Below are 17,169 nucleotides of genomic sequence, written 5' to 3' on the forward strand. Positions count from 1 at the left end.
TAAGTCTCCTTTCTTACGCTTCTTTCATTGATATAATACTTGTAAACGGTAATAAAACTTCTGTTCCTATTCCTTCTTGCAGCGTTAAGAAATCGTCACCAACTGCTACAATAACACCTGTTAACTGTCCAACTGTCACAGTAATTTCTACGTTTTTACCTAAATACTGCTTTGCAATCTCTTTAAAAGGTGATGTATTGCATTCTTTTAAAATGTTACAAATAATAGATTGAAATTGACTTGATTCTATAAATTCTTCCACGGCTTGCTTAGAATTTCTTTGAATAAACCTCGCGAAGTTTTGCGAAAATAAAAGTCGTTCCACAGCAGGCAGTAACTTATTATCTAAAAAATAATCTAATTGTCTATTAAACAATCTCGATAACTTTTTCCAATACTTACCGAACAGACACATATGCTTCTCCTCCTATTATTTTTAAAGTATAAAATTTCACATCCATACATCTTAATTTATACAAAGCAGACTTTTTTTGTGATAGGTAAGACATACATTTTCTAAAAGAAATAATTGTTTCAGAGCATAAAAAAAGATAGATGGTTTCCCATCTATCTTTTTTTATATTTTAATTTTTAATTGTAATAATGGCAGCTATACTGTAATAAACTGCTCTTGATAATTCTGCTTGTTCGGATATAGAAGCTGTAACAAGGGATCCACCACTTGCAGAAAAATATTTTGCAGCTTCTAACGGAATACCATCTTCTTTCACATCAATATGTGTTCCATCTTGCCAATCTATTTTCTGCATTGTTGCTGAAAAGTCTCCAGTCACTTTACCAATTTCCTTGCCATTCATCTCTAAAAATATCCATTCCCATTTTGTTAAACTTAGTACTTGTTTCAACTCTCCAATTTTCTTTCCATTTATACTATAAAATATATAGAAGTTACGCACTCCCGTCTTCTTTTGAACACGCAACAGTTTTTCTCCCGATTGATTATATAAATAAAATTGTTGCTCATGTAGCCCTTTAACAAGAAAAGAGAGTAGCACTTTCCATATACTTTGAATAACGGAATTATACTCTTCTTTTAAAGCACCTACTGCACTTCCATCTAATCCAAAGTACTTTATTGCTTTAAATATTCCTACCTCTCCACGAACAACAAATTTTTGTTGCTCAAATAATTTAGAAGTCTCTATATTGCAATTATCCTGCTTAAGCACTTTCGCTCTTCGTTTTTCTATAAAACTATATATTAGTAATCCAAACGCTGGTAGCAAAATACCTATTAATTTCAGGATTTCTTTATCTGAAGTGAATATTGTTCCCTTTTTATATTCCATAACTAATCCAATTACAACGATAATCCATACAATGATAGCTATAAACAAAGTTCGTTTCGCATTGCGTGCATGATGCTTATGTATACTCATAACCCTCCCCCTTTTCCATTTATTTCATTATCACACCGCACATATATTTCCTCAATACAAAAAAACTATCCAAAAGGATAGCCTCTTACACTTCTATATTTCGTAATATTGTATAAATGTCGTTATTCACTTTACCAAATGATTTGATGTTGTTTTGAATGTTAGATAATAAAACAACGTATACACTACCATTTTTACTAAATCCATTTAAGCAATTCCAACCTGGCATTACACCGTGATTTGAATAACTGCCCGGATCTACATACCAGCCGAATCCGTAATCCTTTTTCACGGCTGTAAACATTTGATCATAACTCTCTTTTGAAATTAATTTTCCAGAGAATAGCGCTTCATTAAATAAATATAGATCATGAGCACTTGTATATATATCACCGCAACCATATAGTTGTGACATGCTCGGAATGTTAGGTGTTGTCATATTATTATTCACTATTTTATAACCTGTCGATGGAAACCTTGTTTGCTCTAACGCTTTACCGAAACCAGAATGCTTCATACCAGCAGTCGCAAAAATATGTTGTTTAATATATTCTTCTAATGGTTGTCCACTTACCTTCTCGGCAATGTAGGCAAGTATAGAGTAGTTCGAATCTGAATACTTCCATTTCTCTCCTGGTCCTGCAATACGCTTTTGGTTTCCTATTCGTTTTATCAACTCTTCATGAGAAATATCTTCTTTTCCCTGCTCATACTCTGGAATCCCTGATGTATGTGTTAATAAATGTTTTAGCTGAATGCTATTACCTTGCGGAAAATCTGGAATATACTTTGCAACCGTATCCTCTACTTGCAACTTATTTTGATCTTTGAGTTGCATAATAGCGGTCGCTACAAATGCCTTTGAAATAGAGCCAATATAAAAGGTCGTCTCTGAATTATTCGGCACTTGCTTCTCTTTATTAGCCATGCCGTATCCTTTATTCACAAGAACTTTCCCATTCTTCACAATAACAGCTGTCCCACTAAATCCCATGCTCTGTAAATATTGATCCAATTGAGCGTTTTCATTAATTTCTTGAGGCGGTCCCTCAGCAGGTTTCTCTATAACTTGCGCCTGTTTTATCTGTTCTTCCTGTTCTTTTTGTTTTCTTTGTTTTTCAGCTTCTTGCCTTTTCACTTCTTCTATCTTTTTTATCTCTTCTTGCTTCTTCATTTCTGCTGCTGCTTTTAAAGTTTCCTCTTTTTTATTATGCGCAACAATTTTTGTATACATGAAATATACAAGTGACAGTAGTAGGGCTAGAATGATTGTTCTTTTTATGTATACAATCGACCGATTTGCTTTCCTATTAACAGTATTTTTTTCCTGATCCATGATTACCTTTTTCCCCTTATTTACCGATAATTTAATTCATCTACACAAGACTTATTTCAAATCATTTCCGCAGATTATGGACACTCCATTTTATGTCATCACTACTGTATCATGCACCGAACATATTACCAACCTATATGTTCAAAAAAGAAAAAGAAAATTTACAAAAGTAAGATTCCCTTTAAAAAATTAACAAAAAAAGAGGATATCCTGTAAAAGACTGTTGTTATCAATCTTTTTGGATATCCTCTTATCTAACTATTTACACATGTTTTTTCATATCATCGGCAACAGATTCAACGTTTGTGCCTACGATAACTTGTACGCTTGTGTTACTTAATTTCATAACGCCTTTTGCACCTGCACGTTTTAATGCCGCTTCGTTTACTTGACTAGCATCTTTCACTTGTAAGCGTAGACGTGTTGCACAGTTATCAATAACTGTTAAGTTGTCTTTTCCGCCTAAAGCCGCTACGTAAGTTTCACCAATTGAACCTGCAACTGATGCCTCACCATCTTCAACTAACTCATCGTCATCTTCACGACCTGGAGTTTTTAAGTTGAACTTCTTAATTAAGAAGTAGAATACCGCAAAGTAAATTGCTGCATAAATTAAACCGATACCTGCTAATAATACAGGTTTTGTTGCAATACCAAAGTTGATAACATAATCAATAGCACCAGCACTAAATGTGAAACCATCATGAATGCCAAGTGACGTTGTTATGAATAAAGAAAATCCTGTTAATACTGCATGCACACCATATAATACTGGTGATAAGAACATGAATGAGAATTCGATTGGCTCTGTAATACCAGTTAAGAATGAAGTTAATGCTAGACCACCTAACATACCTGTAACCATTTTACGTTTTTCTGGTTTAGCAGCCGCAATCATTGCGAAACATGCTGCTGGTAAACCGAACATCATAACTGGGAAGAAACCAGTCATAAACATACCTGCTGATGGATCTTTTGCAAAGAAACGAGCGATATCACCATGAACAATATCACCAGCTGCATTTGTAAAGTCACCAAGTACGAACCAGAAGTATGTGTTCATTACGTGGTGTAAACCGATTGGAATTAATAAACGGTTTAATAATCCGAATAACCCTGCACCGATTGAACCTAAGTTTACGATACCATGTGATACTGCATCAATACCAGTTTGGATTGTTGGCCAAATTTGACCGAATACTAATCCTAAAAGAAGCATTACAACAGACGTAATGATTGGTACGAAACGTTTTCCAGCGAAGAATCCTAACCATTCTGGTAGTTTAATCTTATGGAATTTGTTGTATAGTAATCCAGCGATAACCCCAGCAATAATACCACCGAGTATGGCCATATTTATTTTTGGCGTCAACGCTGCTGCTTTTGAAATTTTATTCATTGTATCCGCTAATTTAGTTGGATCTACTGAACCGACTAAATCTTGAACACTTTTTAATTTATCGTTTAGTTCTGCTGTTGAGTAAGTAACACTTAAAGCATTAGTTGTATTCTTCATAACTAAATAACCAATTGCACCTGCAAGACCAGCTGCACCACTACCGTCAACAGATAAACCGATTGCAACACCGATTGCAAAAATAAGTGCTAAATTATCAAAAATTGCTGCACCGGCCTGTGCCATAACAGGAATGTTTAATACGTCTTCTTGTCCTAGACGAAGCAATAATCCTGCTGCTGGTAGTACTGCGATTGGAAGCATTAATGCTTTACCAATACGTTGTAAAAACTGCAACATTTTAATTCCCCCTAATTCAATTTATGAAATCGTTATCATTATAAGTACGCTTTAGAAAACGCTTTCTATTACATAACCATAATAACATATAGTTGTATAGATGTGTAGTTTTTATTTCCGAACTTTTTATGGATAAATCTCCTATTTCCAAACTGTTATATAAAAGGAAAATTTTCCTTGCTATTTACGCAATATGCAGACAAAAAAACTTATTATAGCACAAATAACTTTCGTTTTATCATTCCACTTTTTCATGTTATTATTTATTTCCGAGCATATCGGGAAAAGTAAACTTAGTTAATTCGAAATAGGAGCGTTGGTACTATGCAGTGCATTGAAACAAACAACTTACAGCAGTTGTTAGAACAAGTAAAACCATATACGAAAAAAGGAAAACTTGCTACTTATATCCCCGAACTAGGAAATGCAGATCCAGATGATTTAGGGATTGCCATTTTCCATAAAGAAACAGAACATATCCATGCTGGCAACTCACAAACACTATTTACTCTTCAAAGTATTTCCAAAGTAATTACACTTGCACTTGCCCTTTTAGATCGTGGTGAAGAATATGTATTTTCTAAAGTTGGAATGGAGCCAACTGGTGACCCTTTCAATTCTATTATTAAGTTAGAAACGACAAGTCCTTCCAAACCTCTTAATCCAATGATTAATGCAGGAGCACTAGCTATTACAAGCATGTTAGCAGGAAAAGATAACGAAGAAAAAATGGAGCATATTCTTCATTTTATACGTGAAATAACAGATAATCCTACTATTAATTATTCTTCTACAGTTGCCAATTCAGAATTAGAGACTGCTTACTTAAACCGTTCACTTTGTTACTATATGAAACAAAACGGCATTATCGATTGTGATATTGAAGAACTTATGGATTTATACACTCGTCAATGTGCAGTTGAAGTAAACTGTATCGATTTAGCACGTATTGGCTTAATTTTTGCAATGGATGGATATGATCCATATAAAAAGAAACAGATTATCCCTAAGCATATTACGAAAATTTGTAAAACATTTATGGTTACTTGCGGGATGTATAATGAATCTGGTGAATTTGCAATTCGTGTTGGAATCCCTGCAAAAAGTGGTGTAGCGGGCGGCATTTTCGGCTGCGTAAAAGGCGAAATGGGAATCGGTATTTTCGGACCAGCTTTAGATGCAAACGGAAATAGTATCGCTGGTTTTAAAATTCTTGAATTACTTTCTGCCCAAGAAGGTTGGAGTATGTTTTAATTTGGAAGTTATCCTGCTATATTGGCAGGATTTTTTATTTCAAGAAAAAGTCCGTTCTACTAGGCATCAACCCAATTCAAAAAAACAGTAATGAAAGTTCTCTTTATTATGCATATTTGCTCCCCCCTCCTGAATAATATAGTACAACCTAGCGCTGTATGTGGAGGTGTAAAAGATGAAACTCATATTTCAAATGGAGAAACAACCTGTTCTCGAAAAAACAATTCTTCTTTTCATATTGAGTATTGTAGAAAGTTTGAAACTAAAAGTTGTTTCACTCGATGAAGCTCACCGATACATATTCAATTTAGAAGTGCTTGAACTATTAATGGATCGGAACATCGATGATCAAGTACTAGAACTTATTCATTTCGGAATGGGACTTGAAGACATTTACCATGTACTTCCCGAAGAACTTGAGCATAGTATTGAAGAACTGAAATGGCTTTGTATTCAAGTTTTAAGTGAGTACAGTATGCATGATGATGAATGTGTACAACTAATTGAAGATATACGCTAAAAAGCACCTATACAGGTGCTTTTACTTTTTTAAACCTTTTTACCCACAAAGATTTGGATAATACTTACAACCTTTCATTACCGTGAAAAGATTTCACGTCGATATATGCAATTTCTTAGTGTATTTCCAAGGAAATACTCGAAAACTGTTTTCTCTATCATTCTTACAACAATTGATCAATTCCAATAAGAATTAATAACACACCTGCAATTATAGTTGCCCATTTTCCTAAGTATTCAGCTAAAAACCTTTTACCAACATACATAAAACCACTAATACAAATAAAACTAAAAATCCCAGAAATACATGCCGTAAGCCAAAGATTTAAATTTGTTACTCCAGCATCAAATCCACCTGCAATATTATTTATGGATAATGCAACTCCTAAAACAATTGCTTCCGAAAAACTAATTGTTTTAGAACCATCAAAATCTGCTTTTTCTGGATCACGTAAAATCCCCATAAGTAGACTACCATCTTTAGATCCTAGGGTATCTTGTTGACTCAAGAAAGGCTGACATAAAATAAACACCCCAATTATTCCTAAAACAATTGCTCCAATAAGGTTTGCTGTGAACTCTGAAATAAATAATGCGATCCAATTCCCAAAAAATCCAGCTAGTAAAGTAAATGAAAATCCAAAAAATGCGATGATAAAATTGTTAAACCACGAAATTCGAATTTTACGAATGCCATACGCAATCCCAACACCTGCATTATCTAAATTAGACGCAATCCCGATTAAAAAAATTGAAAATAAACCCGCTGTACTCATCGTACAGTCACCCCTTTCTCACTTTTCAATGCATATTATGAAAATGTTGAGCAACTGTGCCTGTCTGTTTCATATACTTGTAATAAATGCTCAACATTTTTTCAACGATAGACAATAGAAAAGGAGTGCCTACATTATGCCCAATGAAAATCCAAATGAGCGGCTCGGTAAATTAATAAAGAAACTGTTAAAGGAGCGCGCTCTATCTATGCGCCAACTAGGAACACTGACAAATATTGATCCTGCAACAATTTCAAGAATAATTAATGGCAAACAACAACCGAAGCAAAATCATTTACAAAAATTTGCAAAATGTCTACAAGTTCCACCGCAATTATTACTTGATGAAATGTATCCTGACTCTCCACACATAAATAAGGAAAAAGCAGATATGTACACATCTCTCGATACAATTCAGCAAACATTACAATCCTCTAACCTATTCGACTTCGAGTACACAACAACTCGTGTGAAACAAGAACTTGAAAATTACGAGCGCTATGCTCAAACTACTGAAGGCGAAAAACGTATTCACGAGAGTTTCAAAAGTAAACTAGATCAAATTGATAGTGCCGGCCCTTTCATTGAACAATTAACAAGTATGTACCAACAATTTTGTACAGAAACCATTTCAAACGAAGAACGTGCAATTATTGGGGGTGCCTTACTATATTTCATTTTATCAACAGACATTATCCCCGATTATCTTTTTCCAATTGGCTATTTAGATGATGCCATTGCCGTTGAATTAGCTAAAGAGAAATTAATTGAAGTCAAACGAAGAACATAAAAAGCATAACAAGCTATTTCAGATATTGAATTTATCCACCTCTGAAATAGTTACAAAAAAATCGTACAAGCATACTTACTCGCACGATTCAAAAATCAAACTATTTCCTTATTTTCTCGTATGACACCATTCATATATAAACGCTGTTATTACTTTTGTAAATTCAATTAACTGCTCAACTTCAACTTTCTCATTTATTGAATGAGCTTCTTCTAATGTACCTGGTCCGTAAATAACAGCTGGAATGTTAAACTCACTAAACCATCCGCCATCAGTTACTGTAGCAGACATATCTAAAGTTGCGACTTTCTGTAATATAGATTCATGTGCAGAACTTAGTTTCTGAATGGCCGGATGACTACTATCTACTTCTAAAGAAGGAAAAATTTCGCCACGATCAACAATCATTGATTCTCCGCCCCACTTAAATTGTGGTGGATTTTCACTTAACCACGGATCGGCAGCTGCTACTTTCTCAATATACTCTTCTATTTCTTCTATTATTTGTTCATGCGTTTCATTTGGATAAAAGTGTACTGTTATCCATAACCGGCACTCATCCGCAATAAATGCTGCATGACGCCCTCCTTCAATGACAGCAGGATTAATTGTTGTCGTCCCTGATGGATATCCTTCATACGTTTTCATTACTGCCCAATGACGCTCTAACTCCTGTAAACTTTGAACAATTTTCATCATTTTCTCAATAGCACTCGCTCCAAATAAACGTCCTCCAGCATGAATCATCTGTCTACGTGTTGCATCATGAAACGTTTGCGGGCTTTTCACAGTAATCCATCCAGTAATTACGCCGCCTTGTCCTTGCATATGTAAATCGCTCGTATCCACTACTACTGCAAAATCAGCATCGTAACCACGTTTACAGCATTGAAGTGTCCCTGCTTCTCCTACTTCTTCGCCAATTACCGATTGAAAAATTAAATCCCCAGGTAATTCAATCCCCGCTTCTTCTAAAAGTTGAATAGCAAATAAGGCTCCAGCTAGTCCACCTTTCATATCTGCCGCACCTCTCCCAACTAACCAACCGTCTTTTATAAATGGCTCAAACGGATTTGTTTCCCACGGCTCGTCCTTTGATACTTCTGCAACATCTATATGTCCATTAATAATGAGACTTTTATGTGACTCACTTGCTGTCCCTTTTTTCACTCCAACAACATTCGGATCATTCGGATATACATCCCATTTATCAATACTAAAATTTCGTTTTTTTAGAAACCCTGCAACAAATTCTTGCGCCTCATTTGTATTTCTTGCTGGTGGTGCTGGTGTTTCAAAGCGAATTAAAGCTTTTGTAAGTTCTAGTAGCTCATCTTTTCGTAAATCAATCTGTTTTAATAGCTGTGAAACTTCTTGATTCATTGCTAATTCCCCTTTGCATACGTAGTATGTTTCCAGCTTTATTTTCACAAAAAAAGAGACTGTTTACAATCTTACAGTCTCCAAATTAATCACTATTATAAACTTTCTAATTCTGTTGTATTTGTCTTTTCAATAAGTTCTACTTTACTTCGCTTATTTTTGGTAGCACGATAAAACAGTAAGCAAATAATCATAAATGGAATACCACAATACAATGCCATTCTTTGTTCCGGAATAAAAGCCATTCCAACAATTACAGTTAAATTTAATACTAACGCAAGAATTGGGACAAATGGATACAGTGGTGTTTTAAATTTCAAATCCTTAATATTCCCGCCCTGCTTTAAGTATGTCCTTCTAGCTAATAGGTTAGATAAAGCAATAGATGCCCAAACTAATATCGCTCCGAACCCTGCAATTGAAAGAAGCCATAAATAAACTGTATCTTCCGCATAAATACCTGATAGTAATGAGAGACACCCTACAAACGTACTTACAATCAATGCATAAATAGGAACACCGTTTTTAGATAATTTACCAAAAATCGGGCTAATCATTCCTTGATTCGACATCGACCATAGCATACGGGAAGTTGCATATAATCCTGAATTCGCAACTGATAGTACAGCTGTAATAATAACGAAATTTATAATATCAGCCGCATAAGGAATACCAATTTTATCAAATACAACTACGAATGGACTTTCTATCACGCCTGCTTGCTGCCAAGGAAATAGTCCCGCAAGAATAAAAATAGATAGTACAAAGAAAATAAGTATGCGCCAAACTGTATTATTAATTGCCTTCGGGATAGTTTTCTCTGGATTTTCACTCTCACCAGCTGCAATACCAACTAGTTCTGTTCCTTGGAAAGAAAAATTAACTGCAATCATCGTAATTAAAATGGCTGATAATCCATTTGGGAACAATCCACCATAATCAGTAAAGCTAGAAAACATCGGCGCTGGTTCATTTCCTTTCATATCTAGAAAACCAAACATTGCTGCCCCGCCCAAAATAATAAATGCAATGATTGTAATTACTTTAATACTTGCAAACCAAAATTCAACTTCCGCAAAACTTCTTGAAGATAATGCATTAATAGCAAAGAGCAACACTGCAAACACTACACACCAAATCCATGACGGTACATCCGGAAACCATCGTTTCATTAAAATACTAACTGCAATTAATTCAATACCTATCGTAGCAGACCAGTTTAGCCACGACATCCATCCCACTACATAACCTGCTGCAGGGGAAATGTGCTTTGTAGCATACGTTTGATAAGATCCTGCGTCAGGCATCGCAACCGCTAACTCTCCAAGGCAGAGCATCGTTAAATACATAACAAACCCACCGACAAGATACGCTACAATTGCCCCTCCAGGTCCAGCTTCATGAATTGTATAACCCGATCCTAAAAAAAGTCCTGTACCAATAACTCCCCCGAGTGCAATCATAAATATGTGCCGACTTTTCAATTCCCTTTTTAATCCCTGGTTTTGATCCATCATATAAATCCCCCCTTTTCACTTAGCAAACCCTTTTAATGTAAGCGTTTTTAAAACCATTCATAGTAAAAATAATTATTAAAAAGTGCAAAATACATATTACTACTATTAATCACTACCTGTTATTAAAAGGTCATCCCTCATTGTTATTAATAATTTTTGATCAGCGATAGCTTGTCCTTCTACCACTTCTAATGATTCGATATACCCACTGATTCCCACTTTAATTTCCACTTGCTGCTTATCTATTGTTTCAATTAACGCTAATTTTTCCCACTCATATACGTAAGAACTTTCAGTAACAAATAATTTCTCTACTTTCCCGTAACAAGGACTATACACGCCTTCTATAACCGTCTTCACTTTATAAATTCCTCCCTCTTATTAATTGGCACTGAAACGTTGCATAACCTATAAAGATTCATAATCCCCCTACTCTTTAAATTTAGAGATCTTAACTACTATTCATGCAAAATACGTACCAACCTCAACACCTATGTAAAATTGGGCTTTCTTACGAAAAAAATCTACATAACCGCAAAATTTTTCTATCATTTGAAAAGTTTTAAGAGAAAATAGCAAAAAAATTTTGCGATTTTATGAGAATTTTAATAAAATTATAAAAAGTCAGTCTTCATAGGGTATAACGAGGAGAAGATAATACATGCATACAGAAGAAATCAATTTTAAAAAGATTATTGAAATGAATGTGCTATATGAAACTTTACTAAATGAACTAGATATTGGGATTCATATTATTAATGAGGAAAGTAAAACGATTATCTATAACCGCAAAATGATGGACATTGAATCAATGGATCGTTCTGATGTGCTAGACAAAAATCCTTTAGAAGTATTTGCATTTGAAGAAAATAAAAATAGTACTCTTATAGAAGCATTAAAACTTGGAAAAACAAACAAAAATATAAAACAAACGTATTTTAACAATAAAGGACAAGAGATTACGACGATTAACGATACTTTTCCTATAATAGAAAATGGAAAAATTAAAGGCGCTATTGAAATTTCAAAAGAGATTAGTCATTTAAAGCAAACAATGAAAACGAACCTTTCTCGCAAACAAAATACTAAGTTTACCTTTGATCACATAATTGGTGATTCTAGAGCTATTCAATCGGTCATTGCAGAGGCAAAGAGAGTAATACGTACATCCTCCTCCATACTTATCATCGGAGAAACAGGGACCGGTAAAGAGCTATTTGCGCAAAGCATCCATAATGAAAGCCAGCGTTCAACAAAACCATTTATTTCGCAAAACTGTGCCGCTATACCAGAAACCTTAATGGAAAGTCTACTATTTGGTACAAATCGAGGTGCTTTTACAGGAGCAATAGATAAACCTGGTTTATTTGAAGAAGCAAACGGCGGGACTTTGTTATTAGATGAGATCAACTCATTAAGTCCAACACTTCAAGCTAAATTGCTGCGGGCTATACAAGAAAAAACAATACGAAGAATCGGAGGCACACAAGAAAAAGAAATTGATGTTCGTATTATAGCAACTATTAATGAAGATCCTCTTGAAGCCATAGCACACAATCGATTAAGGCAAGACTTATATTACAGATTAAGCGTTGTTACTCTATGTCTTCCACCTTTACGGGAACGAAAAGAAGATATTGCATATCTTGTTCAACACTTTATTGAAAAATACAATATCCAATTTGATCTTAGCGTAAAAGATGTAGATTTAAACGTAAATAACTTCTTCTATAAATACGATTGGCCTGGTAATGTGAGAGAACTAGAGCATATAATTGAAGGCTCCATGAACTTAATAGAAGATGAAGATATCATTACAGCGTTCCATATGCCAACGCACTTTCGCGAACTAGCAAAAAAAGAACTCAATATGCAGACTCCGCTAACTAGTCACAATACTGATACACCACAGACTTTAAAACGTATAATAGAAGAAATGGAAAAGAAGTATATCCATCAAATTCTTAAAGAAAATAAAGGTAATATCTCACAAGCTGCAAAATTTTTAGGATTGAGCAGACAAAACTTACAATATCGAATTAAAAAATTGCATTTACACATATGAAATGAATCTCTCTAAGTACAAGTGATCATTTGGAAAAATATGTTATAATATACATATAACACGCTAGAAAGGGGCTATATATATGAGTAATGATAAAAAATTAAAGTTATTACAATACTTATACCTTCTCCCTGCCGTTCTATGTATGATGTTATTCATTAATGTTGATATGAGCAGCTTTCCTTATGCAAAGCTCTTAGGAACAATTAGCGGCTCCTTTGCAGCTATTATGCTTGCGGCTTTTTGGAATTTGAAGCTACGTATGAAGAAAGAGAAATCTTCTTAATTTCAGAGTGCAAAAAAATCGAGCCTTATCAGCTCGATTTTTTTACTTATTATTAAAATTCAACATTCTCCAAGTACAATCCACTCGCCTCAGCAAGACAATTAATTTGATTACGTTGTTTTTCCTCTAAAATGTTTGGAATTGCGTCCGCCTCTAATTGTCCTAATCCAACTTCAATTAATGCTCCAACAATTTTCCGCACCATGTTATGAAGGAATCCGTTACCACTTACTCTAATTTGTACAAATCCTGATTCTTCGGAAACATCAAGTGTATACACTTCTCGAACCATAGATTTTTTCTTAGACTTTGCATTTGAAAAAGCAGTGAAGTCATGTGAACCAACTAAATGTTTCGCAGCTTCTTTCATGCTTTTCACATTTAATTGTTTATTCACGTGCATGCTGTATTTACGCATAAATGGGTTCGTATGCTCTTCATTCCAAATTTTATAAAGATATGTTTTTGCTTTAGAATTGTAACGAGCATGGAAACGATCTGGTACTTCTTCTACACTCGTAATACTAATATCATTTGGTAAATATTGATTTAAATACTTTTTCACTTTATGTTCTACTAACTTCTCATCACTTTGAAAGTTAGCTACTTGATTCAAAGCGTGTACACCAGCATCCGTTCTACTACAGCCGATAATTTCAGTTTCTTTTCCGACCATTTCAGATATTATACTTTCGATTTTCCCCTGAATCGTATTGTCATTATTCCCAAGACGTTGCCACCCTTTATAACGCGCACCGTCATATTGAATCGTCAATTTATAATTATTCATCGTATTCTCCTTACTTCCATTCGCTAAATAAAATATACCCTCACATAACTTCTGCTTTGTGAGGGACATATCCTTATTGAATGTTACTTTCTAACAAGTTTCACTACATTTTCTACATGAGCTGTATGTGGGAACATATCAACTGGTTGCACATACTCCACTTCATAACTCTTCATTAATGTTTGCACATCACGTGCTAATGAGGATGGATTACAAGACACGTAAACAACTTGTTTCGGTTTCACTTTTAAAATCGTTTCAAGTAATTTATCATCGCAACCTGTACGCGGTGGATCGACAACAATGACATCTGGACTCCAGCCTTCTTTCACCCATTTCGGTAACCATTGTTCCGCTTTACCAGCTTCATACTTTGCATTTGTGAATCCGTGGCGTTTTGCATTTTTCTTTGCATCTTCAATTGCTTCTGGAATTACATCCATACCACGTACTTCCGCTGCATCATTCGCAAGCCAAAGTCCAATTGTACCGACACCGCAATACGCATCCACAATCTTCTCGTTTCCTGTTAAAGCAGCTGCTTTTTTCGCTTCATCGTATAAAACAACCGTTTGTTCTGGATTTAATTGGAAGAATGCGCGTGCTGATAATTCAAATGATAAATCACCTAGTGTTTCTTGAATTACTTCTTTTCCAGCTAATTTAAATGTTTTATCACCGAAAATAACAGATGTTTTACGCCAGTTTACGTTTTGCATAATTGATTTAACACTTGGCATTTGTTTTTGTACTTCTGCGATAAATTGATCTTTATTTGGTAATTCTTCTTTTGTTGTAATAAGTGTGACTTGCACTTCCCCTGTTTGAACTGCAGTACGTGTCACAATTGTGCGTACTAAACCTTTTTGTTTTTTCTCATTGTAAATAGAAACATTTAATTTTTCTAATATACGTCTTACAACTTTTGTCGCTTCATTCGTTGCTTTATGTTGAATTATGCAATGAGAAATATCAATTAACTGATGTGAGTTTTGCTTATATAACCCTGTAATAACCTTTTCGTCTTTACGCCCCACTTGCAATTGACTTTTATTACGATAATGCCATGGATTTTCCATACCAAGCGTCGGACGAATTTTCTCTTCTAGACTGTCATTCATATACTTCTCGAATGCTTGTACAACGATATCACGCTTTTGATTTAATTGTTCTTTATAATCTAAGTGCTGCAATTGACAACCACCACACTCCTCATATACTGAACATGGTGCTTTCACACGATGTGGTGATGATTTACGAACTTTTTTCACTTTCGCTTCAGCGAAGCCACGCTGAATTTTCGTTGCTTCAGCAACAACTTCTTCTCCTGGTAATGCCCCTGGAATGAAAACAACTTGTCTCTTAAAATAACCAACGCCTTCTCCGTTAATCCCAAGACGTTTAATTGTCACAGGAAACGTTTGACCAACTTCCAACTTACTCTCTTGTTGCTCTTGTATCATTATTACACCTCTACTCTATACTTTTCCATAAATATAACGCTGCATAACTGCAATATGGTTCACACTCTTGTTTCACTTTTTCTAAAAATGCATCATCAGGCTTATTATCTAATTGAAATATGCCTTGAAGTGCACGCCTAATCCCGATATCTGCTTCTGGGAACATATTTTTCCGGCCAAGCCCAAACATTAAAAAGTTTTGCACTGTCCATGCTCCAATACCCCTTATTGGTAACAATTGTGCCGATACTTCTTCTTCTGTTTCGTTTTCTATCCTTGCTAAATCTAATTTACCGCCTGCAATATGTTTTGCTAATCCTACTATATATTCGGCTTTTCGCTGACTAAACTTCTGCTCTCTCAATTCCTCTATTGAAATATTCGCTACTCTTTCTGGTGTTGGGAAAAAGAAAACGCCGTTCTTCTCTGTCCCATATCGTTTTACAAATTGATCTGTTAGCACCATAGCAAATTTCAAATTTATTTGTTGATGAATAATACAACGAAGAAGACAAGCGAAATAATCAAATTCTAATATAATTGGAGTATAAGCATATGTTTCAAACAGTGGACGTAATGATGTGTTTAAAAAATGATCTTGTATATTTTGAAACGGTTCATTCCAGTGAAAAATGGACCTCATTCGTTTCATTAATTTCTCTTGATCTCCTGCCTGACTAGAAATCCAAAACTGTGGATTTTGAACAGTACCAATCCCTTGCAAACGAACAACAATTTGTTCTTCGTCTATAAAAAGCGGGACATAAATTACTTTCTCGTCTAATTGAATGACGTTTAACGGGTCGAAAGCTAAACGCTTTAGCACTTCTTCAAAATGGTACGGATATTCTAACGTAACATGTTCGCTCCACATACGTTTCCCCATCCTTTTTACACATCATTATAGCATGAGAAAACCGCAAGCATACATGCTCACGGTTGATTGCTTTTTACTAAATCATCTAGGCTTTTAAAATGATACCCTTTCTCGCGCAAATCATCAATGATTTTCGCAAGTGCTTCTGCATTATCTTTTGATATTGCATGAAGTAACAAAACAGATCCTGGATGAATCATAGTCATTACATTATTATGAGCGTATTGCCATCCTCTTTGCTGATCTACTTTCCAATCAAGAAATGCAAGCGACCAAAACACGTTATAATATCCCATTTCTTTCGTAAGAGCTAACGTTCTTTCGCTAAATACACCTCGCGGAGGGCGTACATATTTCACTTCTTTTTGCCCTGTTACTTTTTTAATCTCTTCCGTTACGCTCGTTAATTCTTCACGAAGTTTTGCATCATTTACTGTTGTAAAATCTGGATGACTCCAAGAATGATTACCAATAATATGTCCTTCATTTTTCATTCTTAATAATAAATCTTTTTGTGTTTTTATATAATGTCCCGTCACAAAGAAAGTTGCTGGTACTTTTTTCTCCTTTAATACATCTAAAATCTTTCCTGTGTATCCATTTTCGTATCCATTATCAAATGTTAAATAAATATCTTTTTTCTTCGTATCTCCTAAATAAAACCCACCATTTTTTTGAAGTAATTCTGTATATAGTTTCCCTGCATCTGGCACCGTTTCATTTTTAGGACGTGGGATTCCCCAGTTATGTGGTGTATTCGTATAAGCAAATGTTGAAACTGGAACAAGTGCCATCATAATTGAAAAAATGAGACCTATATATAACCATTTATATTTCATAAATAGTCTCCTTTCCATATATAATCGTACCTGTAGTTTCTGTTTCCCTGCTTTCTTTCATGCTGAACATGTTTTTCTATATATACCAAAAAATGCACCTCGAATAATTCGAGATGCA

General features: G+C 34.8%; 17 protein-coding genes. 5 read left to right on the top strand and 12 right to left on the bottom strand.

Annotation, left to right across the window (positions count from 1 at the left end):
• Positions 1-13: 13 nt before the first annotated feature.
• From MKX77_RS21690 to nagE, 4 genes are all read right to left on the bottom strand, one after another.
• Positions 14-415 (bottom strand): DUF2642 domain-containing protein, encoded by a 402-nt coding sequence (locus tag MKX77_RS21690; protein ID WP_341307763.1) that lies wholly within the window; start codon positions 413-415, stop codon positions 14-16.
• 169 nt (positions 416-584) lie between these two features.
• Entirely contained in the window at positions 585-1,400 is an 816-nt protein-coding gene (locus MKX77_RS21695; protein ID WP_341307764.1) for a sugar ABC transporter ATP-binding protein, read from the bottom strand.
• Between the two features lie 85 nt (positions 1,401-1,485).
• A complete protein-coding gene (locus MKX77_RS21700) occupies positions 1,486-2,736 on the bottom strand; it encodes a serine hydrolase domain-containing protein (protein ID WP_341307765.1) in 1,251 nt (416 codons plus the stop codon).
• 262 nt (positions 2,737-2,998) lie between these two features.
• Positions 2,999-4,492, bottom strand: a complete 1,494-nt coding sequence (gene nagE / locus MKX77_RS21705) for an N-acetylglucosamine-specific PTS transporter subunit IIBC (RefSeq protein ID WP_341307766.1) — start codon at positions 4,490-4,492, stop codon at positions 2,999-3,001.
• A 324-nt stretch (positions 4,493-4,816) separates the two neighbouring features.
• On the opposite strand from nagE, the gene glsA reads away from it, so the two are divergent.
• The gene (glsA, locus tag MKX77_RS21710) at positions 4,817-5,746 is read left to right on the top strand and encodes a glutaminase A (protein ID WP_341307767.1); all 930 of its coding nucleotides are present in this window, start codon (positions 4,817-4,819) and stop codon (positions 5,744-5,746) included.
• Positions 5,747-5,921: 175 nt separating this feature from the next.
• Positions 5,922-6,266 (top strand): DUF3969 family protein, encoded by a 345-nt coding sequence (locus MKX77_RS21715; protein WP_002151696.1) that lies wholly within the window; start codon positions 5,922-5,924, stop codon positions 6,264-6,266.
• Between the two features lie 163 nt (positions 6,267-6,429).
• Here MKX77_RS21715 and MKX77_RS21720 read toward each other — a convergent pair whose 3' ends face one another.
• Positions 6,430-7,041: a manganese efflux pump gene (locus MKX77_RS21720; RefSeq protein ID WP_341307768.1), complete on the bottom strand. Its 612-nt coding sequence runs from the start codon at positions 7,039-7,041 to the stop codon at positions 6,430-6,432.
• 136 nt (positions 7,042-7,177) lie between these two features.
• On the opposite strand from MKX77_RS21720, the gene MKX77_RS21725 reads away from it, so the two are divergent.
• The gene (locus MKX77_RS21725) at positions 7,178-7,831 is read left to right on the top strand and encodes a helix-turn-helix domain-containing protein (RefSeq protein ID WP_341307769.1); all 654 of its coding nucleotides are present in this window, start codon (positions 7,178-7,180) and stop codon (positions 7,829-7,831) included.
• Positions 7,832-7,939: 108 nt separating this feature from the next.
• Here MKX77_RS21725 and MKX77_RS21730 read toward each other — a convergent pair whose 3' ends face one another.
• From MKX77_RS21730 to MKX77_RS21740, 3 genes are all read right to left on the bottom strand, one after another.
• Positions 7,940-9,262: an acetylornithine deacetylase gene (locus tag MKX77_RS21730; protein WP_341307770.1), complete on the bottom strand. Its 1,323-nt coding sequence runs from the start codon at positions 9,260-9,262 to the stop codon at positions 7,940-7,942.
• Positions 9,263-9,309: 47 nt separating this feature from the next.
• Complete coding sequence (locus MKX77_RS21735; protein WP_341307771.1) at positions 9,310-10,731, bottom strand: amino acid permease; 1,422 nt, start codon at positions 10,729-10,731, stop codon at positions 9,310-9,312.
• Between the two features lie 105 nt (positions 10,732-10,836).
• The gene (locus MKX77_RS21740; protein WP_341307772.1) at positions 10,837-11,091 is read right to left on the bottom strand and encodes a biotin/lipoyl-containing protein; all 255 of its coding nucleotides are present in this window, start codon (positions 11,089-11,091) and stop codon (positions 10,837-10,839) included.
• Positions 11,092-11,392: 301 nt separating this feature from the next.
• Here MKX77_RS21740 and MKX77_RS21745 point away from each other — a divergent pair, with 301 nt between their 5' ends.
• The gene (locus MKX77_RS21745) at positions 11,393-12,796 is read left to right on the top strand and encodes a sigma-54 interaction domain-containing protein (RefSeq protein ID WP_215555137.1); all 1,404 of its coding nucleotides are present in this window, start codon (positions 11,393-11,395) and stop codon (positions 12,794-12,796) included.
• A gap of 82 nt (positions 12,797-12,878) precedes the next feature.
• Complete coding sequence (locus MKX77_RS21750) at positions 12,879-13,082, top strand: hypothetical protein (RefSeq protein ID WP_341307773.1); 204 nt, start codon at positions 12,879-12,881, stop codon at positions 13,080-13,082.
• 52 nt (positions 13,083-13,134) lie between these two features.
• Here the strand turns inward: MKX77_RS21750 and truA are convergent, their stop codons facing one another.
• The 4 genes from truA to pdaA form a co-directional block, all read right to left on the bottom strand.
• On the bottom strand, positions 13,135-13,872 hold the full coding sequence (gene truA / locus MKX77_RS21755; RefSeq protein ID WP_341307774.1) for a tRNA pseudouridine(38-40) synthase TruA: 738 nt from the start codon (positions 13,870-13,872) through the stop codon (positions 13,135-13,137).
• An 83-nt stretch (positions 13,873-13,955) separates the two neighbouring features.
• A complete protein-coding gene (gene rlmD / locus MKX77_RS21760; RefSeq protein ID WP_002113776.1) occupies positions 13,956-15,335 on the bottom strand; it encodes a 23S rRNA (uracil(1939)-C(5))-methyltransferase RlmD in 1,380 nt (459 codons plus the stop codon).
• A 10-nt stretch (positions 15,336-15,345) separates the two neighbouring features.
• Positions 15,346-16,209, bottom strand: a complete 864-nt coding sequence (locus tag MKX77_RS21765; RefSeq protein ID WP_341307775.1) for a DNA-3-methyladenine glycosylase family protein — start codon at positions 16,207-16,209, stop codon at positions 15,346-15,348.
• A gap of 59 nt (positions 16,210-16,268) precedes the next feature.
• Positions 16,269-17,051, bottom strand: coding sequence for a delta-lactam-biosynthetic de-N-acetylase (gene pdaA / locus MKX77_RS21770; protein ID WP_016093405.1), 783 nt, complete (start codon positions 17,049-17,051; stop codon positions 16,269-16,271).
• Positions 17,052-17,169 lie beyond the last annotated feature (118 nt).

The sequence above is a fragment of the Bacillus sp. FSL R9-9410 genome (assembly GCF_038050385.1).
GTDB lineage: Bacteria > Bacillota > Bacilli > Bacillales > Bacillaceae_G > Bacillus_A > Bacillus_A cereus_U.

What these genes read in the sequence shown, in the direction of transcription:
- MKX77_RS21690 (WP_341307763.1), bottom strand. Translation starts at nt 415, where the DNA reads ATGTGTCTGTTCGGTAAGTATTGGAAAAAGTTATCGAGATTGTTTAAT.
- MKX77_RS21695 (WP_341307764.1), bottom strand. Translation starts at nt 1,400, where the DNA reads ATGAGTATACATAAGCATCATGCACGCAATGCGAAACGAACTTTGTTT.
- MKX77_RS21700 (WP_341307765.1), bottom strand. Translation starts at nt 2,736, where the DNA reads ATGGATCAGGAAAAAAATACTGTTAATAGGAAAGCAAATCGGTCGATT.
- nagE (WP_341307766.1), bottom strand. Translation starts at nt 4,492, where the DNA reads ATGTTGCAGTTTTTACAACGTATTGGTAAAGCATTAATGCTTCCAATC.
- glsA (WP_341307767.1), top strand. Translation starts at nt 4,817, where the DNA reads ATGCAGTGCATTGAAACAAACAACTTACAGCAGTTGTTAGAACAAGTA.
- MKX77_RS21715 (WP_002151696.1), top strand. Translation starts at nt 5,922, where the DNA reads ATGAAACTCATATTTCAAATGGAGAAACAACCTGTTCTCGAAAAAACA.
- MKX77_RS21720 (WP_341307768.1), bottom strand. Translation starts at nt 7,041, where the DNA reads ATGAGTACAGCGGGTTTATTTTCAATTTTTTTAATCGGGATTGCGTCT.
- MKX77_RS21725 (WP_341307769.1), top strand. Translation starts at nt 7,178, where the DNA reads ATGCCCAATGAAAATCCAAATGAGCGGCTCGGTAAATTAATAAAGAAA.
- MKX77_RS21735 (WP_341307771.1), bottom strand. Translation starts at nt 10,731, where the DNA reads ATGATGGATCAAAACCAGGGATTAAAAAGGGAATTGAAAAGTCGGCAC.
- MKX77_RS21745 (WP_215555137.1), top strand. Translation starts at nt 11,393, where the DNA reads ATGCATACAGAAGAAATCAATTTTAAAAAGATTATTGAAATGAATGTG.
- MKX77_RS21750 (WP_341307773.1), top strand. Translation starts at nt 12,879, where the DNA reads ATGAGTAATGATAAAAAATTAAAGTTATTACAATACTTATACCTTCTC.
- truA (WP_341307774.1), bottom strand. Translation starts at nt 13,872, where the DNA reads ATGAATAATTATAAATTGACGATTCAATATGACGGTGCGCGTTATAAA.
- rlmD (WP_002113776.1), bottom strand. Translation starts at nt 15,335, where the DNA reads ATGATACAAGAGCAACAAGAGAGTAAGTTGGAAGTTGGTCAAACGTTT.
- MKX77_RS21765 (WP_341307775.1), bottom strand. Translation starts at nt 16,209, where the DNA reads ATGTGGAGCGAACATGTTACGTTAGAATATCCGTACCATTTTGAAGAA.
- pdaA (WP_016093405.1), bottom strand. Translation starts at nt 17,051, where the DNA reads ATGAAATATAAATGGTTATATATAGGTCTCATTTTTTCAATTATGATG.